Origin of the sequence: Aurantimonas aggregata (assembly GCF_010500835.1) — a bacterium.
GTDB classification, from domain to species: Bacteria; Pseudomonadota; Alphaproteobacteria; order Rhizobiales; family Rhizobiaceae; genus Aurantimonas; species Aurantimonas aggregata.
Map to the genome: position 1 here is coordinate 176,757 of NZ_JAAAMJ010000006.1, position 21,799 is coordinate 198,555.

The 21,799-nt window shown below is 66.3% G+C and carries 18 protein-coding genes, 1 tRNA gene and 1 pseudogene; 15 read left to right on the forward strand and 5 right to left on the reverse strand.

Annotated elements, in window-relative coordinates; translation table 11 throughout:
- Positions 1 to 76: 76 nt before the first annotated feature.
- From ybgF to serA, 9 genes are all read left to right on the forward strand, one after another.
- Positions 77 to 1,009, forward strand: a complete 933-nt coding sequence (gene ybgF / locus GTW51_RS10925; RefSeq protein WP_163043950.1) for a tol-pal system protein YbgF — start codon at positions 77 to 79, stop codon at positions 1,007 to 1,009.
- Positions 1,009 to 2,499 (forward strand): tRNA lysidine(34) synthetase TilS, encoded by a 1,491-nt coding sequence (tilS, locus tag GTW51_RS10930; protein ID WP_163043951.1) that lies wholly within the window; start codon positions 1,009 to 1,011, stop codon positions 2,497 to 2,499. Before ybgF ends, tilS begins: the two co-directional genes overlap by 1 nt.
- Positions 2,499 to 4,439 carry an ATP-dependent zinc metalloprotease FtsH gene (gene ftsH, locus GTW51_RS10935; RefSeq protein WP_163043952.1) on the forward strand — a complete coding sequence of 647 codons (1,941 nt, stop codon included), beginning with the start codon at positions 2,499 to 2,501 and terminating at the stop codon, positions 4,437 to 4,439. The genes tilS and ftsH overlap by 1 nt, the downstream gene beginning before the upstream one ends.
- A 171-nt stretch (positions 4,440 to 4,610) precedes the next feature.
- Entirely contained in the window at positions 4,611 to 5,957 is a 1,347-nt protein-coding gene (gene glmM / locus GTW51_RS10940; protein WP_163043953.1) for a phosphoglucosamine mutase, read from the forward strand.
- Positions 5,958 to 6,163: 206 nt separating this feature from the next.
- Positions 6,164 to 7,078, forward strand: a complete 915-nt coding sequence (locus GTW51_RS10945) for an outer membrane protein (RefSeq protein ID WP_246232946.1) — start codon at positions 6,164 to 6,166, stop codon at positions 7,076 to 7,078.
- A 210-nt stretch (positions 7,079 to 7,288) separates the two neighbouring features.
- Positions 7,289 to 8,029: an outer membrane protein gene (locus GTW51_RS10950; RefSeq protein WP_246232949.1), complete on the forward strand. Its 741-nt coding sequence runs from the start codon at positions 7,289 to 7,291 to the stop codon at positions 8,027 to 8,029.
- A 189-nt stretch (positions 8,030 to 8,218) separates the two neighbouring features.
- Positions 8,219 to 9,394, forward strand: coding sequence for a phosphoserine transaminase (locus tag GTW51_RS10955; RefSeq protein ID WP_163043955.1), 1,176 nt, complete (start codon positions 8,219 to 8,221; stop codon positions 9,392 to 9,394).
- A 24-nt stretch (positions 9,395 to 9,418) separates the two neighbouring features.
- A complete protein-coding gene (gene alaE / locus GTW51_RS10960) occupies positions 9,419 to 9,871 on the forward strand; it encodes an L-alanine exporter AlaE (protein WP_163043956.1) in 453 nt (150 codons plus the stop codon).
- A 102-nt stretch (positions 9,872 to 9,973) separates the two neighbouring features.
- Complete coding sequence (gene serA, locus GTW51_RS10965; protein WP_163043957.1) at positions 9,974 to 11,578, forward strand: phosphoglycerate dehydrogenase; 1,605 nt, start codon at positions 9,974 to 9,976, stop codon at positions 11,576 to 11,578.
- 33 nt (positions 11,579 to 11,611) lie between these two features.
- Here serA and GTW51_RS10970 read toward each other — a convergent pair whose 3' ends face one another.
- Positions 11,612 to 12,538 carry a DMT family transporter gene (locus GTW51_RS10970; RefSeq protein WP_163043958.1) on the reverse strand — a complete coding sequence of 309 codons (927 nt, stop codon included), beginning with the start codon at positions 12,536 to 12,538 and terminating at the stop codon, positions 11,612 to 11,614.
- A gap of 253 nt (positions 12,539 to 12,791) precedes the next feature.
- Here GTW51_RS10970 and GTW51_RS10975 point away from each other — a divergent pair, with 253 nt between their 5' ends.
- Complete coding sequence (locus GTW51_RS10975) at positions 12,792 to 14,087, forward strand: adenylosuccinate synthase (RefSeq protein WP_163043959.1); 1,296 nt, start codon at positions 12,792 to 12,794, stop codon at positions 14,085 to 14,087.
- A 50-nt stretch (positions 14,088 to 14,137) separates the two neighbouring features.
- A complete protein-coding gene (locus GTW51_RS10980; RefSeq protein WP_163043960.1) occupies positions 14,138 to 15,943 on the forward strand; it encodes a hypothetical protein in 1,806 nt (601 codons plus the stop codon).
- A gap of 135 nt (positions 15,944 to 16,078) precedes the next feature.
- Here GTW51_RS10980 and rpoH read toward each other — a convergent pair whose 3' ends face one another.
- Together rpoH and GTW51_RS10990 are read right to left on the reverse strand one after the other, a co-directional pair.
- The gene (gene rpoH, locus GTW51_RS10985) at positions 16,079 to 16,987 is read right to left on the reverse strand and encodes an RNA polymerase sigma factor RpoH (RefSeq protein ID WP_163043961.1); all 909 of its coding nucleotides are present in this window, start codon (positions 16,985 to 16,987) and stop codon (positions 16,079 to 16,081) included.
- A 188-nt stretch (positions 16,988 to 17,175) separates the two neighbouring features.
- Positions 17,176 to 18,180 (reverse strand): RluA family pseudouridine synthase, encoded by a 1,005-nt coding sequence (locus tag GTW51_RS10990; protein ID WP_163043962.1) that lies wholly within the window; start codon positions 18,178 to 18,180, stop codon positions 17,176 to 17,178.
- 56 nt (positions 18,181 to 18,236) lie between these two features.
- Between GTW51_RS10990 and GTW51_RS10995 the strand changes: the two genes are divergently transcribed.
- The 4 genes from GTW51_RS10995 (at position 18,237) to GTW51_RS11010 (ending at position 20,636) form a co-directional block, all read left to right on the forward strand.
- Complete coding sequence (locus GTW51_RS10995; protein WP_163043790.1) at positions 18,237 to 18,587, forward strand: fimbrial protein; 351 nt, start codon at positions 18,237 to 18,239, stop codon at positions 18,585 to 18,587.
- 161 nt (positions 18,588 to 18,748) lie between these two features.
- Positions 18,749 to 18,823: transfer RNA gene (locus GTW51_RS11000), tRNA-Glu, on the forward strand.
- A 169-nt stretch (positions 18,824 to 18,992) separates the two neighbouring features.
- Positions 18,993 to 19,751, forward strand: a complete 759-nt coding sequence (locus GTW51_RS11005) for a metallophosphoesterase (protein ID WP_163043963.1) — start codon at positions 18,993 to 18,995, stop codon at positions 19,749 to 19,751.
- Positions 19,752 to 20,009: 258 nt separating this feature from the next.
- The gene (locus GTW51_RS11010) at positions 20,010 to 20,636 is read left to right on the forward strand and encodes a hypothetical protein (protein ID WP_163043964.1); all 627 of its coding nucleotides are present in this window, start codon (positions 20,010 to 20,012) and stop codon (positions 20,634 to 20,636) included.
- Between the two features lie 77 nt (positions 20,637 to 20,713).
- On the opposite strand, the gene GTW51_RS11015 is transcribed toward GTW51_RS11010, so the two are convergent.
- Both GTW51_RS11015 and GTW51_RS11020 read right to left on the reverse strand, forming a co-directional pair.
- Positions 20,714 to 21,391 (reverse strand): GntR family transcriptional regulator, encoded by a 678-nt coding sequence (locus GTW51_RS11015; RefSeq protein WP_163043965.1) that lies wholly within the window; start codon positions 21,389 to 21,391, stop codon positions 20,714 to 20,716.
- Positions 21,388 to 21,799: pseudogene (locus GTW51_RS11020) on the reverse strand (hypothetical protein); the annotation flags it as partial. The gene GTW51_RS11015 and the pseudogene GTW51_RS11020, both read right to left, overlap by 4 nt.

The window sequence follows — 21,799 nt, forward strand, 5'->3', positions numbered from 1 at the left end:
TGCTAGGACCTCCGGGCTGCGGATGGCGATGAACGCCGCCGGCCCGGTTCCATTCCGTCCGAGGGGTTTGCCGTTCATGTACCGTCGATCGACGATTTTCGCCGCGTCCTGCCTGGCGCTGATGCTCGGGACGACGGCCGGCGCGTCTGCCCTCGACCTGCCGTTCGGCTTTGGCGGCGGGCGCAGCGAGGCGGCATCTTCGGAGCCGCCGGTGCGCATGGCGCAGGCCGCCGATCCGGTGCTGCGCATCAACCAGCTCGAAGAAGAGATGCGCCGTCTCAATGGCCGGGTCGAGGAGCTGAGCTTCCAGCTGCTGCAGGCGCAGGAAGACATGCGCAAGTACCGCGAGGACACCGAGTTCCGCTTCCAGGATCTGGAAGGCGGCTCCGGCGACGCGACCCCGGCCGCAGCCGGCGAACGCCGCACCGAGGCCCCGGCACCGTCGACCGATCAACGCCAGGCCGCCGCGACGCCGGCGAGCCCGGCCGATACCGGCTCCGGCGACGACGATATCGGCCGCATCCTCGACCAGGGTCTCGACACCAATTCGGTCGGCGCGGTCGGCAACACCCCGCCGCCCGCGGCCAGCCCGGCGCCGAGTTCGACGGTCGCCGCGGTGACCCCGGAAGGGGCGGGCGGGATGTACGATCTCGCCTACAACTATCTGCTGGCCGGCGATTACGGCCTCGCCGAGCAGGCCTTCCGGCAGTACGCCCAGACCTACCCGAACGCCGCGGACGCGCCGGACGCCGAGTACTGGCTGGGCGAGAGCCTCTTTCAGCAGCAGAAATACACCGACGCCGCCGAAGTCTTCCTGACGGCGCAGAAGGAGCATCCGGATAGCAGCAAGGCACCGGAGATGATGCTGAAGCTCGGCATGTCGCTGGCCGAGCTGGACAACCGCGAGACCGCATGCATCACCTATACGGAGGTGGCGCGCCGTTATCCGCAGATGAGCGCCAATGTGAAGCGCAAGCTCGAGACCGAGCAGAAGTCCGCCAACTGCTGATGACGGGCGGGCCGAGGCCCGGCGCTGGACCGACGGCAGCGGAGGCTTGTGCCGGCACGCTGGCCGAATCGCAGGCCGCCCTTTCTGCCGGCATCGACCAGGCGGCGCATTGCGTCGGCACCGCCGCGCCTGTCGTCCTCGCCGTCTCCGGCGGGCCCGATTCCCTCGCCCTGCTGCTCGCGGCGGCGAGCCTCCGAGACCACCGCCACACCGACGCCCCGCAGTTCCTCGTCGTCACCGTCGATCACGGCCTGCGCCCGGAAGCGGCTGCCGAAGCGGCGTTCGTCGCCGCCATCGCCGCGGCGCATGGTCTCCCGCACCGGACCATGCGCCTGGCGTTGCCCCTTCCGCCAGGCAATGTTCCTGCCGCGGCGCGGCGTGGCCGCTACGACCTCTTGCTCGAAGCCGCTGGCGACGCCGGCGCGTCGATGATCGTGACGGCGCATCACGAGGACGACCAGTTCGAGACGCATCTTCATGCGCTGGCCAGGAAAGCCGGGCCGGTGGGGCTGGCCGCGATGCGGCCCGTGCGCGATCTCGCGCCAGGCATCGTGCTGTTGCGGCCCTTCCTCGGCGTCCCGGGCGCCCGCCTCAAGGCACTGGTCGCGGCGAGCGGCATCGACGCGGTCGACGATCCGACGAACCACGATCCCCGCTACGAGCGTACCTGGCTGCGGATCCAACGCGCAGCGTCCGGCGACGACCACGCGTGGCTGCGCGGCGACATCGCGCAAAGCCAGCGCCGGCGCGATGTGCTCGAAGCCGCCCAGGCAGGCTTCATCTACGCCGCAGAGGCATCCGGTGCGCTGCGTCTCGGTGACGCCGGCGTGCTGCGCGTCGATCGCCAGGCGTTCCGGCAACTGGACGAGAGCACGGCCTTCGCCTTCCTGGCGCGGGCACTCACGGCCGTCTCGGGCGATGACTACGCGCCGGGCGGCGATTCGGTGCAGCGGCTGCAGGCAGCGCTCGCTTCGTCGTCCGGAAGGGTCGCGTCGACCCTTGGCGGCGCGATGGTCGATGCCGATCCGGACACGATCACGTTCCTGCGTGAGTTCGGTCGCTCCGGGATCGCTACCGTTCAAACTGGCAAGGCGCACGCAGCCCTGTTCGACGGGCGCTTCCTGGTCGACGTGCCGGAAGGATTCTCTCCGGCAGATACCCGCCTCGTGGCTTTCGGCAGCCTCGGGCGTGGCAACCCTGTGGAGCGCACGATGCCCGTTCTGATCGGCGATGCAGGGCTTCTGGCGGTGCCCGCCGCGCTCGCCGCGAAGGCGCCGGACGATCTTCCCCGGCTCGACGTCGTGTCGCTCGTGCGCTGGCGGCTGTTGCGCGATCTGCCGCAGGAATCGGGGTCCGCGGTGCCGACGGGGGAGAAAGCCGCATCCGGATTCGCGGCAAATGCGCCGGGACGTGTTGGCAAGGCTGGAGACAGCCCCTATCTTCCTCGAAAGCGTCTGAGCGGACTCGGGCGGTTACCCCAGGAAGACTGATGAACCAGAATTTCCGGAATTTCGCCCTCTGGGCGATCATCGCGTTGCTGTTGATCGCTCTCTTCCAGCTGTTTTCCAACGGGTCGCAGACCGCGGGGGCGCGCGAAATTCCGTATTCGCAGTTCCTGTCGGAGGTCGAGACCGGACGGGTCCAGTCGGTGACGATCCAGGGCCAGCGCATCACCGGCCAGTACAGCGACGGGACGACGACGCAGTTCCAGACCTACGCGCCGGAAGATCCGCAGCTGGTCAGCCGCCTCGAGGCCCGCGACATCCAGATAACCGCCAGCCCTCCGGGCGATAATTCCAACCCGATCTGGTCGATGCTCCTTTCCTTCGGTCCGATCCTGTTGATCCTCGGCGTCTGGATCTTCCTGATGCGCCAGATGCAGGGTGGCGCCGGCGGCAAGGCGATGGGCTTCGGCAAGTCCAAGGCCAAGCTTCTCACCGAGGCCCATGGCCGCGTCACCTTCGGCGACGTCGCCGGTGTCGACGAGGCCAAGCAGGACCTCGAGGAGATCGTCGAGTTCCTGCGCGAGCCGCAGAAGTTCCAGCGCCTCGGCGGCAAGATCCCGCGCGGCGTTCTGCTCGTCGGACCTCCCGGCACCGGCAAAACTCTGCTCGCCCGCTCCGTCGCCGGTGAGGCGAACGTCCCGTTCTTCACCATTTCCGGTTCGGACTTTGTCGAGATGTTCGTCGGCGTCGGCGCGTCCCGTGTCCGCGACATGTTCGAGCAGGCCAAGAAGAACGCCCCCTGCATCATCTTCATCGACGAGATCGACGCTGTCGGCCGCCACCGTGGTGCCGGCCTCGGCGGCGGCAACGACGAGCGCGAGCAGACGCTGAACCAGCTGCTGGTCGAGATGGACGGCTTCGAGGCGAACGAGGGCATCATCCTGATCGCCGCGACCAACCGTCCCGACGTGCTCGATCCGGCGCTGCTGCGGCCGGGCCGTTTCGACCGCCAGGTCATGGTGCCCAACCCCGACGTCGGCGGCCGCGAGAAGATCCTCAAGGTGCATGTCCGCAACGTGCCGCTCGCCCCGAATGTCGACCTGCGCACGATCGCCCGCGGTACGCCCGGCTTCTCCGGTGCCGATCTCGCCAACCTCGTCAACGAGGCGGCGCTGATGGCGGCGCGGCGCAACAAGCGTCTCGTCACCATGCTCGAGTTCGAGGACGCCAAGGACAAGGTCATGATGGGCGCCGAGCGCCGGTCGATGGCGATGACCGAGGACGAGAAGAAGCTCACCGCCTATCACGAGGCGGGCCACGCTCTCGTCGGCATCCACGAGCCGTTCAACGATCCGCTGCACAAGGTCACCATCATCCCGCGCGGCCGTGCGCTGGGCGTGACGATGAACCTGCCGGAGCGCGACCGCTACGGGATGCGCAAGAACGAGATGGAAGCGCGGCTGGTGATGATCTTCGGTGGCCGTGCCGCCGAGGAGATCATTTACGGCCTCGACAACGTCACGACGGGCGCCTCGAACGACATCCAGCAGGCCACCAACATGGCCCGCGCCATGGTCATGGAATACGGCATGAGCGACAAGCTCGGCCGGCTGCGCTACCGGCAGAACCAGGAGGAGATCTTCCTCGGCCATTCGGTGTCGCAGCAGCAGAACATGTCCGAGGACACGTCGCGGCTGATCGACTCCGAGGTCCGCAAGATCATCGAGGTCGCCGAGAACAAGGCCCGCAAGATCCTCAACGAGCGGATCGACGAGCTGCATCTGCTCGCCAAGGGCCTGCTCGAGTTCGAGACGCTGTCGGGTGACGAGGTCCGCGACCTGTTGGCCGGCAAGCCGCTCGCCCGCGACATGGGCGACGACACGCCGCCGTCGCGGGGATCTGCCGTTCCGAAGGCGGGTCCCGCCCGGCCGGTGCCGCCGCGCGACGAGTCGGATGACGGGCTGGAGCCCGCGCCGACGGTCTGAGCGGTCCTCGTTTGACAATCTTCAGAGAGCGCCCCCAGCGGGCGCTCTCTTCGTTTGGGGTAGCCACGACGGGCGAACGAGTTCGCAACGCTTCGGGCTTATGCTTCCGCGTGCCGCCTCGTTGCGATAGGAACGGCCCCCAGGACACCGCCGGCAGGAACAGGCACACCGATGGGCAGAACATATTTCGGCACCGACGGCATCAGGGGCACGGCCAATCGCCACCCGATGACCGCCGAGCTCGCCATGAAGGTCGGCATGGCCGCCGGCATCGCCTTCCAGCGCGGCAGCTATCGCCACCGCGTGGTGATCGGCAAGGACACCCGCCGCTCCAGCTACATGATCGAGAACGCCATGGTCGCCGGCTTCACCGCCGCCGGCATGGACGTCTTCCTGCTCGGCCCGATGCCGACCCCGGCCGTGGCGATGCTGACGCGGTCGCTGCGCGCCGATATCGGCGTGATGATCTCGGCCTCCCACAACCCGTTCGAGGACAACGGCATCAAGCTGTTCGGCCCGGACGGCTACAAGCTGTCGGACGAGATCGAGCTGAAGATCGAGCGCCTGCTCGACGACGACCTGACGCAGAGGCTGCCGACCGGCGATCGACTCGGGCGCGCCAAGCGCGTCGACGGCGTCCATGACCGCTACATCGAGTTCGCCAAGCGCACGCTGCCGCGGGACATGTCCTTCGAGGGCCTGAGGGTCGCCATCGACTGCGCCAACGGTGCCGCCTACCGGGTTGCCCCGGAAGTGCTGTGGGAACTCGGTGCCGAGATCGTCAAGCTCGGCGTCTCTCCCGACGGCATCAATATCAACAAGGGCTGCGGGTCGACCGATCCGGCCGCGCTGATCGAGAAGGTGAGGGAAGTGCGCGCCGATATCGGCATCGCCCTCGACGGCGACGCCGACCGCGTCCTCATCGTCGACGAGACCGGCGCGGTCGTCGACGGCGACCAGCTGATGGCGGTCATCGCCGAGAGCTGGGCGGAGGACGGACGGCTCGCGGCGGGTGGCATCGTCGCCACCATCATGTCCAATCTCGGCCTCGAGCGCTTCCTTGAGGGCAAGCAGCTGGCGCTGGCCCGCACCAAGGTCGGCGACCGCTACGTCGTCGAGCACATGCGCGAGCACGGCTACAATGTCGGCGGCGAGCAGTCGGGCCACATCGTCCTGTCGGATTACGGCACGACCGGCGACGGTCTCGTCTCCGCCCTGCAGATCCTGGCCGTGGTCAAGCGCAAGGGCGGCACCGTCTCGCAGGTCTGCCGGCGCTTCGAGCCGGTGCCGCAGATCCTGAAGAACGTCCGCTTCGCCGGCGGCGAGCCGCTCGAGCGCGAACTGGTCAAGCATGCTATCGCCGCCGGGCGCGAGCGCCTCGGCAATCACGGCCGGGTGGTGATCCGCCCGTCCGGCACCGAGCCGCTGATCCGCGTCATGGCGGAGGGAGACGATCGCGGCCTGGTCAGCTCGGTCGTCGACGATATCGTCGGGGCTCTACGACAGGCTGCAGCGTAGATAAGCGATGCAACCCAGAGAAGCTTCCGTAGCGGCATTTTATCATGAAGGCAGTGTCGCGAGCTCCCGCCTGTGTTTAAAACAGCACAACTCTGTGAGCTTCTGGGTGCCAATTTATACTAACGATTAACCATTGCGATTTACCTTGTTTCGTGAAGAGAGCGCTCGAACGCTGCTCTCCAGACGTGCAATCGGAGATGATCGCAATGAAATTGATGCTTCTGACGACGGTCGCCGCGATTGGCGTCCTGTCGTATCTCGGTGCTGCCGCGCAGGCGGCAGACATTATCGAGGAGCCTATCTATGTCGAGCCTCCGGTGACCGTCTATGAAGAGCCGGTCAAGGAGAACTACTCCGGCTGGTATATCCGCGGCGACGCCGGCTATCTCTTCAGCAGCTCGGGCAGCGCTGACTACCGCGTCTTCGGCGAGGAAGGCTCGCGTTACCATTATGACGAGCTCAAGCTGAAGGGCTCCTACACGGTCGGCGCCGGTGTCGGTTACCGCGTTGCCGAACACTTCCGCGCCGACCTCTCGCTCGACTATTACGATCTCGAGATCGACGGTCGCAGCGACTGCCCAAGCTATGTCGGGGCCGGCTGCTACTACAACGACAGTTCGTCGGCCGATGTCTGGACGGCCATGGCGAACGCTTATGTCGACCTGCCGTATTTCGGCCCGATCGCCCCGTATTTCGGCGCCGGCCTCGGCTTCGCCCATGTCGGCTACGGCAAGATGACGAACGAGATCTGCAATCCGACCTGCGGCGCCGACGGCAATTTCATCGGCTACCACGAAGGCAAGGACAGCTGGCGGTTCGCTTCCTCCCTGATGGCCGGCGCCAGCGTCGACCTCACCAAGCAGCTCAAGCTCGACGTCGGTTATCGCTACACCCGTGTCTTCGAGGGTGACGCCTTCGGCTACGACCAGGTCGACTCCGCCTTCGGCGCCAGCGGCGTCCAGGGTCGCGACCATGGCTTCGACCTGCACGCGGTGCGCGCCGGTCTGCGCTACGAGTTCGGCAGTGGCGGCTTCGGCAAGGGCAAGGAGCCGGTCTATGCGGCAGCAGCCCCGATTTATGAAGAGCCGGCCCCGTTCTACGAAGAGCCGATCTACAAGTAAGCCATCGACAGCATCGCCATCCGACAAAGCCGTCGCCCCCCGGGCGGCGGCTTTGTCGTTTTGGTGCGCCATCGGCGCCGGCAAGATCCGACACGGTTAACAAACACGGTTAATCAGCAGTTAAGCTTTTCTTGCCAAAGTCCCTGCCAACGAGGTCGCCGCCGGAGCGCGCGGCCCGGGCGCGAAACGGGATGACGGGGAACGAGGGCGATGAAGTCCAAAACGCTGACGATGATCGGTGCCATGCTGCTCGGCACCACCCAGCTGGCCACTGCCGCGGACATCCTGCCGCCGATCTACGACGCACCGATGTACGAGAGCGTGCCGGAGATCGCGCCCGTCGAGATCGGCAATGGCTGGTATCTGCGCGGCGACGTGTCCTACGACTTCGACAGTGACCTTGACCTCGGTGGCGACGGTTCGGCCGAGATCGGTCTCGACGACGGCTACGGCTTCGGCGCGGGCTTCGGCTATCGCTTCACGGACTTCTTCCGCGGCGACCTGACGGCGCGCTATGCCAAGGCAGATCTCGACTTCGGCGATGCCTTCTCGCCGTTCTCGGTCGACGGTGACTCCAAGAGCTGGGAGCTGATGGCCAATGCCTATGTCGACCTCGGCACGTTCGTCGGCCTGACCCCCTATGTCGGCGGCGGCCTCGGCGCCGTTCGCACCGATTTCAACGTCAATTGCAGCCTCGGCGGCTTCGACTGCGCGACCTTCTTCGACGCTTCCGAATCCGACACCGCCGAATGGCGCTTCGCCTATGCCCTGATGGCGGGTGTCGCCTACAACTTCTCCGAGAACCTCGCCCTCGACGTCGGCTACCGCTTTCTCGATGTCGACGGTGGCGCATTCTACGGCCTGAGCGGCGACGGCTTCGACTTCACCCTCGAGGACGACGGCTACCAGCGCCACACGATCCAGGCCGGCATCCGCTATTCGCTTTGGTAGGACCCGGCGATCATCTCCTTGAAATAGCGGCGGGGCTTCGGCTCCGCCGTTTTTCGTTGATCTGCCGGATGGGCCGGGCAGGGCCTTCTGTCTCACAATTGTCGCTTGACCGCCGGGAGGCCGAAGCGTAGCGACGCCAGTGGGACACCTCTCCCCAACGAGAGGCACCTATCTGAAAGGATAGCTCAGATGGCTAATACCGCGAAGCCGGACTTACGTCCGGCAAATCCCCGTTTCTCTTCCGGTCCTTGTGCCAAGCGTCCAGGCTGGACGCTGGACGCGCTCGGCGACGCCGCCCTCGGCCGCTCGCACCGCGCCAAGGTCGGCAAATCCAAGCTCCAGCAGGCGATCGACGATACCCGCAGCGTGCTCGGCGTGCCGGCGGACTATCGCATCGGCATCGTGCCGGCGTCCGACACCGGGGCCGTCGAGATGGCCATGTGGTCGCTGCTCGGCGCCCGCGGCACCGATGTCGTGGCCTGGGAATCCTTCGGCTCGGGCTGGGTCACCGACGCCGTCAAGCAATTGAAACTTGAAGACGTCCGCGTCCTTGAAGCGCCCTATGGCGAGATCGTCGACCTCGCCGAGGTGGATTTCGATCGCGACGTGGTCTTCACCTGGAACGGCACGACCTCCGGCGTGCGCATGCCGGACGGCGACGCGATTCCCGCCGACCGCCAGGGCCTGACGATCTGCGATGCGACCTCGGCCGCCTTCGCCCAGGACCTGCCCTTCGACAAGCTCGATGTCGTGACCTTCTCCTGGCAGAAGGTGCTCGGCGGCGAGGCCGCCCATGGCATGCTGATCCTCAGCCCCCGCGCTGTCGAGCGGCTGAAAAGCTACAAGCCGGCCTGGCCGCTGCCGAAGATCTTCCGCCTGACCTCGGGCGGCAAGCTGATCGAGGGCATCTTCAAGGGCGAGACGATCAACACCCCGTCGATGCTCTGCGTCGAGGACTATCTCGACGCGCTGGCATGGGCCAAATCGATCGGCGGGCTGAAGGGCCTGAAGGCGAGGGCCGACGGCAATCTCGGCGTGATCGAGCGCTTCGTCGAAGCTCATGACTGGCTCGGCTTCCTGGCGAAGACGCCGGAGACCCGGTCCAACACCTCGGTCTGCCTGCAGTTCACCGATCCGGCGATCGTCGCCCTCTCGGACGAGGCGCAGGCCGCCTTCGCTAAGGGCGTCGTGGCGACGCTGGAGAAGGAGGGCGTCGCCCTCGACATCGGCGCCTATCGCGACGCGCCTCCCGGCCTGCGCATCTGGGCCGGCGCCACCGTCGAGGCGTCCGATCTCGAGGCGCTGATGCCGTGGCTCGAATGGGCCTTCGAGGCGCAGAAGAGCGAGCTGAAGCAGGCGGCCTGAACCCGGAGCGGGCAGGAGCACGCCATGGCGCTTTCGGTCGGGATACGCAGCTTCGTCGCCGATACGCTGGCGCTCGTCGTGTTCTTCACCCTCACCAGCGGGCTGAACGAGCGCTTCGTGGCCGGCATGTCGTGGGACGAGGTCGCCGTCTCCCGGACGATCGGCGCGCCATTGATGGTCCTGACGGCGCGGCCCTACGGCCTGTGGCGCAACTGGCTGCTCGCTAGGCTCGCGCCGTCGACCTCATGGGGTGTGTTCCTGGCTGACACCACGGCCTTGCTGGTCTTCCAGGTGCCGATCTACGCCGCGATCATCGCTGTCGGCGGTGCCGACGGCACCGCCCTCCTGACCGGCACGATCGGCTTCGCGCTCCTCATGCTCGTCCTTGGCCGCCCCTACGGGCTCTGGCTCGAATTCGTCCGCCGCCGCTTCGGTCTCGAAGGGCCGGGACAGAAGCCAATGTCTTTGGGCGGCTGATTTCAGATCCATGAAGCGGGCCAATCGGCCCGCCTTTCCAGCCATCCTCTTCGTCATGAGCGGGCGCTCCGCCCGCCGACCAATCGACAGGACACCTAACAAATGGCACCCCGCGTTCTCGTATCCGACAAGCTCTCCCCGACCGCCGTCCAGATCTTCAAGGACCGCGGCGTCGAGGTCGACTACCTGCCCGACCTCGGCAAGGACAAGGAGCAGCTGCTGGCCGTCATCGACCAGTATGACGGCCTCGCCATCCGCTCCGCCACCAAGGTCACCGAAAAGCTCATCGAAGCCGCCACGAAGCTGAAGGTCATCGGCCGGGCCGGCATCGGCGTCGACAATGTCGACATCCCGGCTGCCAGCCGGAAGGGCATCATCGTGATGAATACGCCCTTCGGCAACTCGATCACCACCGCCGAGCACGCCGTCGCGCTGATGTTCGCCGTGGCACGCCAGCTGCCCGCCGCCGACGCCTCGACCCAGGCCGGCAAGTGGGAGAAGAACCGCTTCATGGGCGTCGAGATCACCGGCAAGACGCTGGGCGTCATCGGCTGCGGCAATATCGGCTCGATCGTCGCGTCGCGCGGCGTCGGCCTGAAGATGCGGGTCGTCGCCTTCGACCCGTTCCTGTCGACCGAACGCGCCAGCCAGCTCGGCATCGAGAAGGTCGAACTCGAGGAACTGTTCAAGCGCTCGGACTTCATCACGCTGCACACGCCGATGACCGAGAAGACCAAGGGCATCATCGACAAGAATGCCATCGCGCAGATGAAGGACGGTGTCCGGATCATCAACTGCGCCCGCGGCGGCCTGATCGTCGAGGCGGACCTGGCCGAGGGTATCAAGTCGGGGAAGGTGGCCGGCGCCGGCGTCGACGTGTTCGAGGTCGAGCCCGCGACCGAGAGCGTCCTCTTCGGTCTGGAGAACGTCGTCTGCACGCCGCATCTCGGCGCCTCGACCACCGAGGCGCAGGAGAACGTCGCCCTGCAGGTGGCCGAGCAGATGGCGGACTACCTGGTGCGCGGCGCCGTCACCAACGCCATCAACATGCCGTCGATCACCGCCGAGGAAGCCCCGACGCTCACCCCCTTCGTCAAGCTCGCCGAGGTGCTGGGCGATTTCGTCGGCCAGGTGACCGACGAGCCGATCAAGTCGGTCGAGATCGTCTATGACGGCGCGACCGCGGCGATGAACACGCGGGCGCTGACCAGCGCGGCGCTCGCCGGGCTGATCAAGTCTCAGGTCTCCGACGTCAACATGGTTTCCGCACCGATCATGGTGAAGGAGCGCGGCATCCAGCTGACCGAATCGCGCCGCGACAAGTCCGGCGTCTTCGACGGCTACATCAAGCTGACGATCACCACCGAGAAGCAGACCCGCTCGGTCGCCGGCACGGTGTTCTCCGACGGCAAGCCCCGCTTCATCCAGATCAAGGGGATCAACCTCGACGCCGAGGTCGGTCGCCACATGGTCTACACCACCAACAACGACGCGCCGGGCATCATCGGCCTTCTCGGCACGACCTTCGGCGAGGCCGGCGTCAACATCGCCAACTTCCAGCTCGGCCGGAACCGGCCGGGCGGTGATGCGATCGCGCTGCTCTATGTCGATTCGCCGGTATCCGACGCGGTGCTGGACGCGGTGCGCGGCCACAAGGAGATCGCCAGCGCCAAGCGCCTGCAGTTCGACGTCGCCAGCGTCGACTGAGGCGGTCTCTCCGACAAACGAGCCGGCACCGCGTCAGCGCGGTGCTGGCTTGCGCTCCACGGGACGGGTACCGCGCGGGGCGCCGAGCTCGGCCAGCGTGATGCCGGCGAGCACGAAGGCGAGTGCCGCCAGGTGATAGGGGTGGAGTTCCTCGCCGACGATGCCGACCGCCAGCATGGCGCCGAAGATCGGCACCAGGTTGATGAACAGGTTCGCCCGGTTGGGCCCGATCATCGTGACGCCGCGAATGTAGAGGATCTGGGCGACGAGGCCGGGGAAGATCGCCGTGTAGAGCGCCGCCGACAGGCCCTGCAGGTCCGGCGCCTGCCCGTAGCCCATCGCCCATTCGGCGGCGGCGAGCGGGATCGAGGCGGCGAGCGCCGCCAGCGACAGGACGTAGATCGTCGAGCGCCAGTTGATGTCCGGCTTGAACCGCAGCGCCACCGTGTAGCCGCCATAGATCAGCACCGCGACGATGATCATCGCGTCGCCGCGGTTGAGGTCGAGCGCCAAAAGCGTCGCGAGCTCGCCATGGGCGGCGGTGATCAGCACGCCGATCAGCGTCAGCGTGAAGCCGAGCAGCTGGAAGACCGTCACGCCGGTGCGGAACAGTACGTAGTTCGCCGCGAACACCACCAGCGGCATCGCCGACTGCTCGATCGTGGCGTTGATCGCCGAGGTGTAGTTCATCGCCAGGTAGAAGATGGCGTTGAAGAAGGTGAAGCCGACGGCGCCGAGCAGGAACAGGAAGGGCAGGTGACGCTTGATCGTCGGCCATTCCCGCCGGACATCCTGGAACGCCAGCGGCGTCATGATCAGGCAGGCGAAGGTCCAGCGCAGCAGCGTCAGCAGCATCGGCGAGACATGGCCGACGGCGAGCTTGCCGGCGATCGCGTTGCCGCCCCAGAACAGGGCGACGATCGTGAGGATGGCATAGGGATGGGTGACGAAGCGGGTCATAAGGTGGCTTTAGTTGTTCCCCGGCCTTTCGGCAAATGGCATCGGCTTGCCATTGCCGCCGGGCTCCGGCCCGGATAGGAGCAGCGCGGTGCCGCGCGCCGGCGTGCCTCGGCGACGCACCACGAGACTGCGCCAGATTGGCGCGCGACCATCGTCGGCCGGTACCAGCCGGCCTCGCATCACCCGGACGGCTTCTCTATAGTCCGGCCGCTTTCCAGGCAGCATCAGCGGGCACCCCCGCGAAGGAGTTTGAATGGGCAACGTCGTCGTCGTCGGGTCGCAGTGGGGAGACGAGGGGAAGGGCAAGATCGTCGACTGGCTCTCCGAGCGCGCCGACGTCGTGGTGCGCTTCCAGGGCGGCCACAATGCCGGCCATACGCTGGTCATCGACGGCGTCTCCTACAAGCTCTCGCTGCTGCCGTCCGGCGTCGTGCGGTCCGGCAAGCTGTCGGTGATCGGCAACGGCGTCGTCTTCGATCCGCATGCCTTCGTTGCCGAGCGCAAGCGGCTCGAGGCGCAGGGCGTCAGCATCAGCCCCGCATCGCTGCGCATCGCCGACAACGCTTCGCTGATTCTCTCCCTGCACCGCGAACTCGACGCGACCCGCGAGAACAATGCCGGCACCGGCACCAAGATCGGCACGACCGGCCGCGGCATCGGCCCGGCCTACGAGGACAAGGTCGGCCGTCGGGCGATCCGCGTCATGGACCTCGCCCATCCCGAAAGTCTTCCGGAACGAATCGAGCGGCTGCTGGCCCATCACAACCCGCTGCGCCGCGGTCTCGGGCAGCCGGAAATCGACGCCGCGACGATTCTCGAGGAGCTGACCTCCGTCGCGCACGAGATCACGCCGTTCATCGACCGGGTCTGGCGCCTGCTCGACCAGCGCCGCAAGGCCGGCGACCGGATCCTCTTCGAGGGCGCGCAGGGCACGCTTCTCGACATCGACCACGGCACCTATCCCTTCGTCACCTCGTCCAACACGGTGGCGGGACAGGCCGCGGCCGGATCCGGGCTTGGGCCGAGCAGTCTCGGCTTCGTCCTCGGCATCACCAAGGCCTATACGACCCGCGTCGGGGAGGGCCCGTTCCCCAGTGAGCAGGACAATGAGGTCGGCCGCTTCCTCGGCGAGAAGGGCCGCGAATTCGGCACCGTCACCGGCCGCAAGCGCCGCTGCGGCTGGTTCGATGCCGTCCTGGTCCGCCAGGCGGTCGCGCTCAACGGCATCCATGGACTGGCATTGACCAAGTTGGACGTGCTGGATGGACTTGACGAGATCAAGATCGTCGTCGGTTATAGGCTGGACGGCACCGTGATCGACTATCTGCCCGCAAGTCTTGCCGAGCAACGGCGGATCGAACCCATCTACGAAACCTTGGAAGGCTGGAAGGACACGACGGCGGGGGCGCGCCGCTGGAACGACCTCCCGGCGCAGGCCGTCAAATATGTCAGGCACATAGAGGAGCTGGTGGAAGCGCCCGTCACGCTTCTGTCAACGTCGCCCGAGCGCGACGATACAATACTTGTTCGTGATCCGTTTCAGGATTAGAGTCGGGGCAGCGATTACCGAAGATCAAGACTGATGAGTGACTGCAATCCATGGCGGATTTGAGCGGCGTATTACGCAAGACCATTGACGGCCTGCCGCGCGCCACGCCGCAGTTGCGGGCGAAAGTGTACGAGAAGGCCCGTGCCGCGATCCAGCGGCAGATCCAGGCTGCCAATCCGCCGCTGGCGGAGGACGTCGTGGCGGCCCGGTTGGCCGCGCTGGAAGACGCGATCGATCGGACCGAAGCGCACTATGTCGGGATCGAGGGCGGCGGCGATGCCGCACCCGCCGACGTCATGGGCGATACCCCGCCCGTCTCGGCAGGCCTGCCGACCCCGGCGCAGCCGAAAGCGCCCGCCGCGCCGCCGGCTGAACCGCGACCGGCCTTCATGCCGCGCGCCGAAGCGGCGCCCGGCGTGGATGACGCGCGCAACAAGGGTTCGGCACAAGGCGCCGCGGACGATCGCGGCACCGGCTCGGCCTTTCCGGGCTTCCGCAAATCGTCCGAGCCGGCCCGCAAGGAGCCGGCGCCGTTCTTCCCGATGGCAGCCGAGGAGCCGGACGAGACGGCACGACCCGCGGCCGTCGGTGCGCCGTTCATCGTGTCGCCGGGCAAGGGCGCCGCTCGCCCCGACGACGACGATGACGACGACGACGTCATTCCCGCCGACATCCGTCAGGACGGCATGGACATTCCGGCCGCCGACGTGTCGGCGCCGCGCTATGGCCAGCGCCAGCGCGGCTCCGGCAGCAAGCGTCCGCTGGCGGCTGCGGCCGTGGTGCTGCTGCTGGCCGGGGCAGGGGCGGCCGGCTGGATCTATCGCGACGAGCTCGAAGCCCTGCTGATCGACAGCGGACCGGGGATCGAGACGATCGCCACCGGCGCCGATACGGCGCCGGCCGACGCGACTGACACGGCGGATCTTCCCGCTGCGGCCGAAGGCGAGGTCGCACCCGAGGACGAGACGGAAGTCGCCGCGGTCGAGCCACCGGCCGCCGCATCGGCGAACGGCCAGTCGAATCGCCAGTTCACCCAGCGCCTGCTGCCCGACGGCAGCGAAGTGGACGAGGGCCCGGCACCCGGCGCCGCCAATGCCTTCGACGAGGGCACCGATATCGCCGCTGCCTCGCCGGTGGCCGGTGAGGGCGAGGTGCCTTCGGCGTCGCCGACGGTGAGCAGCGAGATCGGCGAGGCGCCGGCAACCGTGGGCGCCGAGCCGCCGGCCGCTGCGGCGCCCGCCGAAGCGACGCCGCCGGCGGCGATCGGTGAAGAGGTGGCTGCCACCGACCCGGCCGAGGGCGGTGTGCCGGTCGCCCAGAAGGCGGTCTTCTACCAGGAGCGCACCGAGACGACGCCCGGCACGCAGGAAAGCGGCAATGTCGTCTGGTCTGTCGTCAACGAGCCGCCCTCCGAGGGTCAGCCGGCCGAGCCGGCGATCCGCGCCGTCGCCGACGTGCCGGACGAGAATCTCAAGCTGACCATGACCATCCGCCGCAACGCCGATCCGACGTTGCCGGCAAGCCATGTCGTCGAGCTGATGTTCGACACGCCGGATGACTTCACCGGCGGCGGCGTCGCCAACGTCCAGCGGCTGGCGCTGAAGGCGACCGAGGAAGCCCGCGGCGAGCCGCTGATCGGCGTCGCCGGCAAGATCTCCGACGGCTTCTTCATCATCGCCCTGAACAATCTCGACCAGGCGGTGCAGAACAATCTGTCGCTGCTGGAGAGCCAGCAGTGGATCGACATCCCGCTTGCCTACGCCACCGGCCGGCGCGCGCTGATGTCGATCGAAAAGGGCGTGCCGGGCGACCGGGTGTTCAAGGAAGCCATGGACGCCTGGGCCGCCAAGACCTGACGCCGGACGTCGGCGCGGGTAGTCGCGTCGTTCGTTCGGAGCATATTAAAAAGGCCGGCCCCTCGCGGGGTCGGCCTTTTCGTTTCCAGGATCAGGTGAGGCGCAGAGTTCGCGGCCTCCGGGCGGGGTCCGGCGTCAGGCCGGCTCCTGCACCGGCCGCAGCGCCCGGTTGGTCGCGTCCGCCGTGTCGCGGACCGCCTTCTGCACCTTCTCGAACGCCCGGACCTCGATCTGCCGCACGCGTTCGCGGCTGATGTCGAACTCGCCCGAGAGCGCTTCCAGCGTCAGCGGCTCTTCCGACAGGCGTCGTGCCTCGAAGATCCGGCGCTCGCGGTCGTTGAGCACGCCCATCGCGCTGCGCAGCATGCCGCGCCGCTGGTCCAGCTCGTCCTCGCGGGCGAGCAGGTCTTCCTGCGTCTCGCTGTCGTCGACCAGCCAGTCCTGCCATTCGCCGGACTCGCCTTCGGTCGCCCGGATCGGCGCGTTCAGCGAAGCGTCGCCGGACAGGCGCCGGTTCATCGAGATGACTTCCTCGGTCGACACGCCGAGCGAGGTCGCGATCTGCTGCACCTGCTCCGGCCGCAGGTCGCCCTCGTCGAGCGCCTGGATCCGGCTCTTCATCTTGCGCAGGTTGAAGAACAGCCGCTTCTGATTGGCGGTCGTGCCCATCTTCACCAGGCTCCACGAGCGCAGGATGTATTCCTGGATCGACGCCTTGATCCACCACATCGCGTAGGTCGCGAGGCGGAAGCCGCGTTCCGGGTCGAAGCGCTTGACCGCCTGCATCAGGCCGACATTGCCTTCCGAGACGACCTCGCCGATCGGCAGGCCATAGCCGCGATACCCCATGGCGATCTTCGCCACGAGCCGCAGATGGCTGGTCACCAGCCGGTGCGCAGCGTCGCGATCGTCATGCTCGGCGTAGCGTTTCGCCAGCATGTATTCTTCCTGCGGTTCCAGCATCGGGAACCGGCGGATCTCTTCGAGATAACGGCTGAGGCCGCCTTCGCCCGAGGCAATGCTCGGCAGATTCACTTGGGCCATGTGTGCCCCTCCATCACTGTGCCGGACCGCTCGTCATCGAGCCGGTCCGAACGGAGGCCGCATCGCGCCAACCCCCGCAACATGAATAATATGGGTATGAACCGGGGCCGATTTCAGGCCACTGACGCATCGGGCCGATGAACGCTGCGTTCGCGTTTGTTCCGCGACTGGTGCAACGGAATGCCCATCTATTCGGGAAAGGAAACGTCGAGTGCGGTGCAAAGTTCCCGCATATCGGCGGGCAGCGGCGAGTGGAAATCGAGCGCCTCTCCGGTGACCGGATGCACGAAGCCGAGCCGGTGCGCATGCAGCGCCTGGCGCTCGAAGGCCTTCACCACCGCGGCTGCCGGTGCCTCGAGCCGCTCGGCCTTTGTGCGGAAGCCGGCACCGTAGACATTGTCGCCGATGAGCGGATGGCCGACATGCGCCATGTGCACGCGGATTTGATGCGTCCGCCCGGTCTCCAGCGTGCATTCCACCAGCGTGGCGATGCCGTCGTCGAGCGCCGAGATCGCCACGACCCGGTAGCGGGTCACGGCGTGGCGGGCGTCGCTGCGCCCTTCCGGCACCACCGCCCGCTTGACGCGGTCGGTGGTCGAGCGGCCGAGCGACGTCGCGATCGTCCCGACCTTGCGGACCGGCATGCCCCAGACCAGTGCCAGATAGGCGCGCACCAGCCTGCCGTCCTTGCCGTGCGCCGCGAACTGCTCGGATAGCCCGCGATGGGCGATGTCGGACTTCGCCACGACGAGCAGCCCGCTCGTCTCCTTGTCGAGGCGGTGGACGATCCCCGGCCGCTTGACGCCGCCGACCCCCGAAAGACTGTCGCCGCAATGGTGGAGGAGGGCGTTGACCAGCGTCCCCGTCCAGTTGCCGGCGCCCGGATGCACCACAAGCCCGGCCGGCTTGTCGATGACGACGAGGTCGTCGTCCTCGTAGGCGATGGTGAGCGGAATGGCCTCGGGTAGCGGGTCGGCATCCAGTGGCGGTGGCTCGACGAAGGCGACGTTTTCGCCGGCGACCAGCCGCCGCTTGGCCGCGGTGACGACGGTGCCGTCGACGCTGACGACGCCATCGGCGATCAGCCCCTGCGCCCGGCTGCGCGACAGGCTGTCGCCGCTCTGGCGGGCGATGAACATGTCGAGACGCTGGCCGTCGCTGTCGGCATCGACGAGGAACCGCCTTGTATCCATCGGTTCAACCCCTGTAGGACCCGGGCAGCATGCCAACGAAGCGAGCCGGACCGATCATGACCATCAGAGACGAAGAAGAGGCGGAAGCGCCGCTTGACCCGGCCGTGGAGCGGCTGCGGCGCAAGATGGTGCGGCTTCTGGCTGTCTCGATCGGGGTCATGATGATCGGGGTTATGGCCGTGCTGGCGGCCGTTGTCTACAAAGCCATGAGCCCCGATGGCCGCCAGGCGCTGGACGGCGCTGAGATCGCGCTCGCCCTGCCGGCCGGTGCCGACATCAGAAGCGTCTCGCTCGACGGCGACCGCGCGCTGGTCCACGCCGCGACCGGGGAGGGGAATCGCCTGTACCTGATCTCGCTGGCCGACGGCGCGATTCTCGCCACCTATACGCTCGGCGCGGGCGGCTGACGGCACGCAGGCTGGCCTGCCGAACGGCCGAAGGCGGTGCGCCGCCCCCGGTTTTGCGCAATTTCCGGCCGTTGGCGCGGGCTTCGCCGGGACCTGCAATCGATGCCAGAACCCCCCTTGCACCCGGCGGCAGCGCCGGTTATATCCTCGGCCACTGGCACGCGCCCATCGTCTAGCGGTTAGGACGGCGCCCTCTCACGGCGCAAACAGGGGTTCGATTCCCCTTGGGCGTACCAGTTGTCTCGCGACACATAGTTTGCGAATTTCCACCCAAAGATCGTCATTTATTACGGGTTTGCAGGGGTCCTGCAACGTTGCCATGCATTCGCGGTGACCCGTGGAAGTCGTTAAATCGCTGGTCAGACCCAATGCCGTAAACAACTCTTCCGTCTTGAGGGCATCGGTATGCAGCGACTCACTTACGCGATCGGAGACGTCCACGGACGATCTGACCTCCTGTCGGAGTTGATAGACTTCATCCGGCGGGATTCCGCAGACCGTGGTCTCCAGCCGAGGGTCGTCTTCCTAGGCGATATCGTCGATCGAGGCCCCGACAGCAGGGGGGCCTTGGATCTAGTAATCGAATCACTCGACCGCTGGCCGGGCTCGATTTTCCTGCTCGGGAACCACGATCGGTATTTTCTCGATTTCCTGATGGGGCCGAGCCAGATCTTTCAGAAGTGGCTTGCCCAAGGTGGCAGTCAGACGCTGATCTCGTACGGCGCGACCGAAGGCGAGAACGTCCTGGATCTGCAAAGGCGAATCAGATCCGATTATCCCAGACACCTCGAAACCCTGTGCCAGGCGCCGTTCATCCATGTCGAGGATGGGTACGTGTTCGTTCACGCGGGAGTCGATCCCTCGAAACCCGTTCACCAACAAGACGAGCGGTCCTGCCTGCTCATCCGCGGGCCATTCCTAGAATATGAGGGGCCACTTTCCCACACGATAGTCCACGGACATACGCCGGTGGAAGGCTGCCGACCTGTGATGACGGGTAGGCGTATAGCGATGGACACCGAGGCGTACCTGACGGGGGTGCTTTCCATGTGTGCATTCGATCCGCGATCCCCAGAGCCCAGCTTCTTCGCAACTTCGTTGGAAGCCGGCGTAGGCGAGGTCGAGGCGGTCTTTCACAAGTGTCGCGGGACGGAACAGGTATAGGCGCCGCTTCTCAGATCTGAATACGCAGAACCGGAGCGGTAACGATCAACGCTGCGGTCGGTCCGGTGATCGTGACCCGTCCATATTACGCGTTAAGGACAGATTCCGTCATTAACGCGTAACATCCCGAGGATGCGGTGGGGCGATGACTTCCGGCCATGGTTGCGGTCGATCCGTACCAATTTCAGGGCGGAATAAGGCAGCCGAGGAAAAGCCCTTGTTCGAAGTTCGAGGGCCCGGTCGATGAGGAATCTGTCCATGCGCTTCGCCTCCACCATGCTGTTATCGGCTTTCGTCACAGGCCTTTCAGCACTGCACGCACTCGCCGACGGTCCGCTGCCCTTTCCGGACGGACGCTACGTGACGGACCAGTCAATCTGCGGGCTCGACTCGGCCGAGATGGTGGATCGCTATGCCGACACGACGGGAAGGTTCGTTCGGATCATACAGGGACGCACGCTCGAGGACGGCTACGAACTGTCCTGCGACATCTCGAAGGTCCGGCGCTCGGGATCGGACGTGACCTTTCTCGCGACCTGCGCCGCCGAGGGCGAAACGAAGCGGATCAACGGCCACTACGTCGCCATCGACGAGGACGCATTCGCCGTCTCTGGGTCGGTGTTCAGGCGCTGTGCCTCGACGCCCCAAGAGACGCACGCGGATGGCCTGGACGCGGATACCGACGAGATCATCGAACTCTATGCCGACGCGAACGATCGTTGCCGCGGCGGTTCCGGAGACGATCCGCGTACGCTGGGGGCCTGTGGCGAGCGAGAGGAATACTTCACGATCCTGACGAAGCGCGGCTGGTGCTATGGACGGGAGGGGGAAGCCGGTTTCCAGATGGAGTGGCACGTCTGCGGTCCGAATTCGGTGCGCGACTGAAGGCGCTCCGCTATCTGCCGGCGTGGACTGGACAACGGCGCCCTCATCAAAGGCAGTCCCCTCTGAGCGCCGAAAGGTCAGCTAAGATCACGCCGCTGCCCGGCATCCGTCGAGCCGATCGTGCCGGATCGCCTGAATCGCTCGATGGCTGCAGCGAGATGACAGGTGACTGCCGCCTTCGCCCAGTCGGGGTTGCCGGCTTCCAGGGCGGCGATGATTTCGGCGTGCTGCCGAATGCTCTGCATGATGTCCTCGTCGTCGTAGATGTAGAAACCGCCGATGACGAGCGGGAATTCAAGGAGACCGCAGCCGAAGGCCCGCAGATGCCCGCTGCCGCAGGCTTGATAGATCGCCTTGTGGAACTCCAGGTTCAGCCGGTGGATCTCGTCGAGATGTCCATCGGCCTTGCTCCGCGCAGCAGCATCCATCTCATTGTTCAGCCGCTTCATCTCCATGATTCCCGCAGGATCAATCAGATTGGCAGCTAGCGACGCCCCGTATCCCTCCAGCATGATGCGCAGGTTGAAGATATCCTCCGCATCTTTTGCGGTCCACTGCGTGACTATCGCGCCTCTCTTCGGGGCAGGCTCCAGCAAGCCTTCCGTAATAAGCCGCTGGATCGCCGAGCGAACCGGCGTCCGGCTCACATCGAGATCCGCGGCGACCGCCTCCTCCTTCAACTGCGTTCCCGGAACGTAGTGCCCGGACATCAGCCTCCGGCGCAGGGTCAGGTGAACATTGTCGCTGATACTCAAGACGTCGCCTCTGGATCGATCGGCACCACTGACTTCTTTCGCCGACCGGTCGCGATCCGCCATAGCGGCACCCCGATCATCAGCAAAATGACAGCGATGAGAACCAAGGAAATCGGGCTTTGGAAAAGGTACCCGAATTCCCCTCGGCTGATAAGAAGCGACCGACGTAGCGATGCTTCGGCCAAGGGGCCGAGGATGACAGCGAGGACAGCAGGCGCCGTCGGTATCGACAGGCGTTCCATGGCGAAGCCGAGCAGACCAAAGCCCAGCATCAACCAAACTGTTGATTTCCACTGAGAGCTGACCCAGGCAGCAGCGGTTTTTCCATCGAGAACTGACCCATGTTTGAACTCGTTCCCACGCCATCGGTGCGGGGGACATCGGAGTGATCGACATGGAGTTATTGAG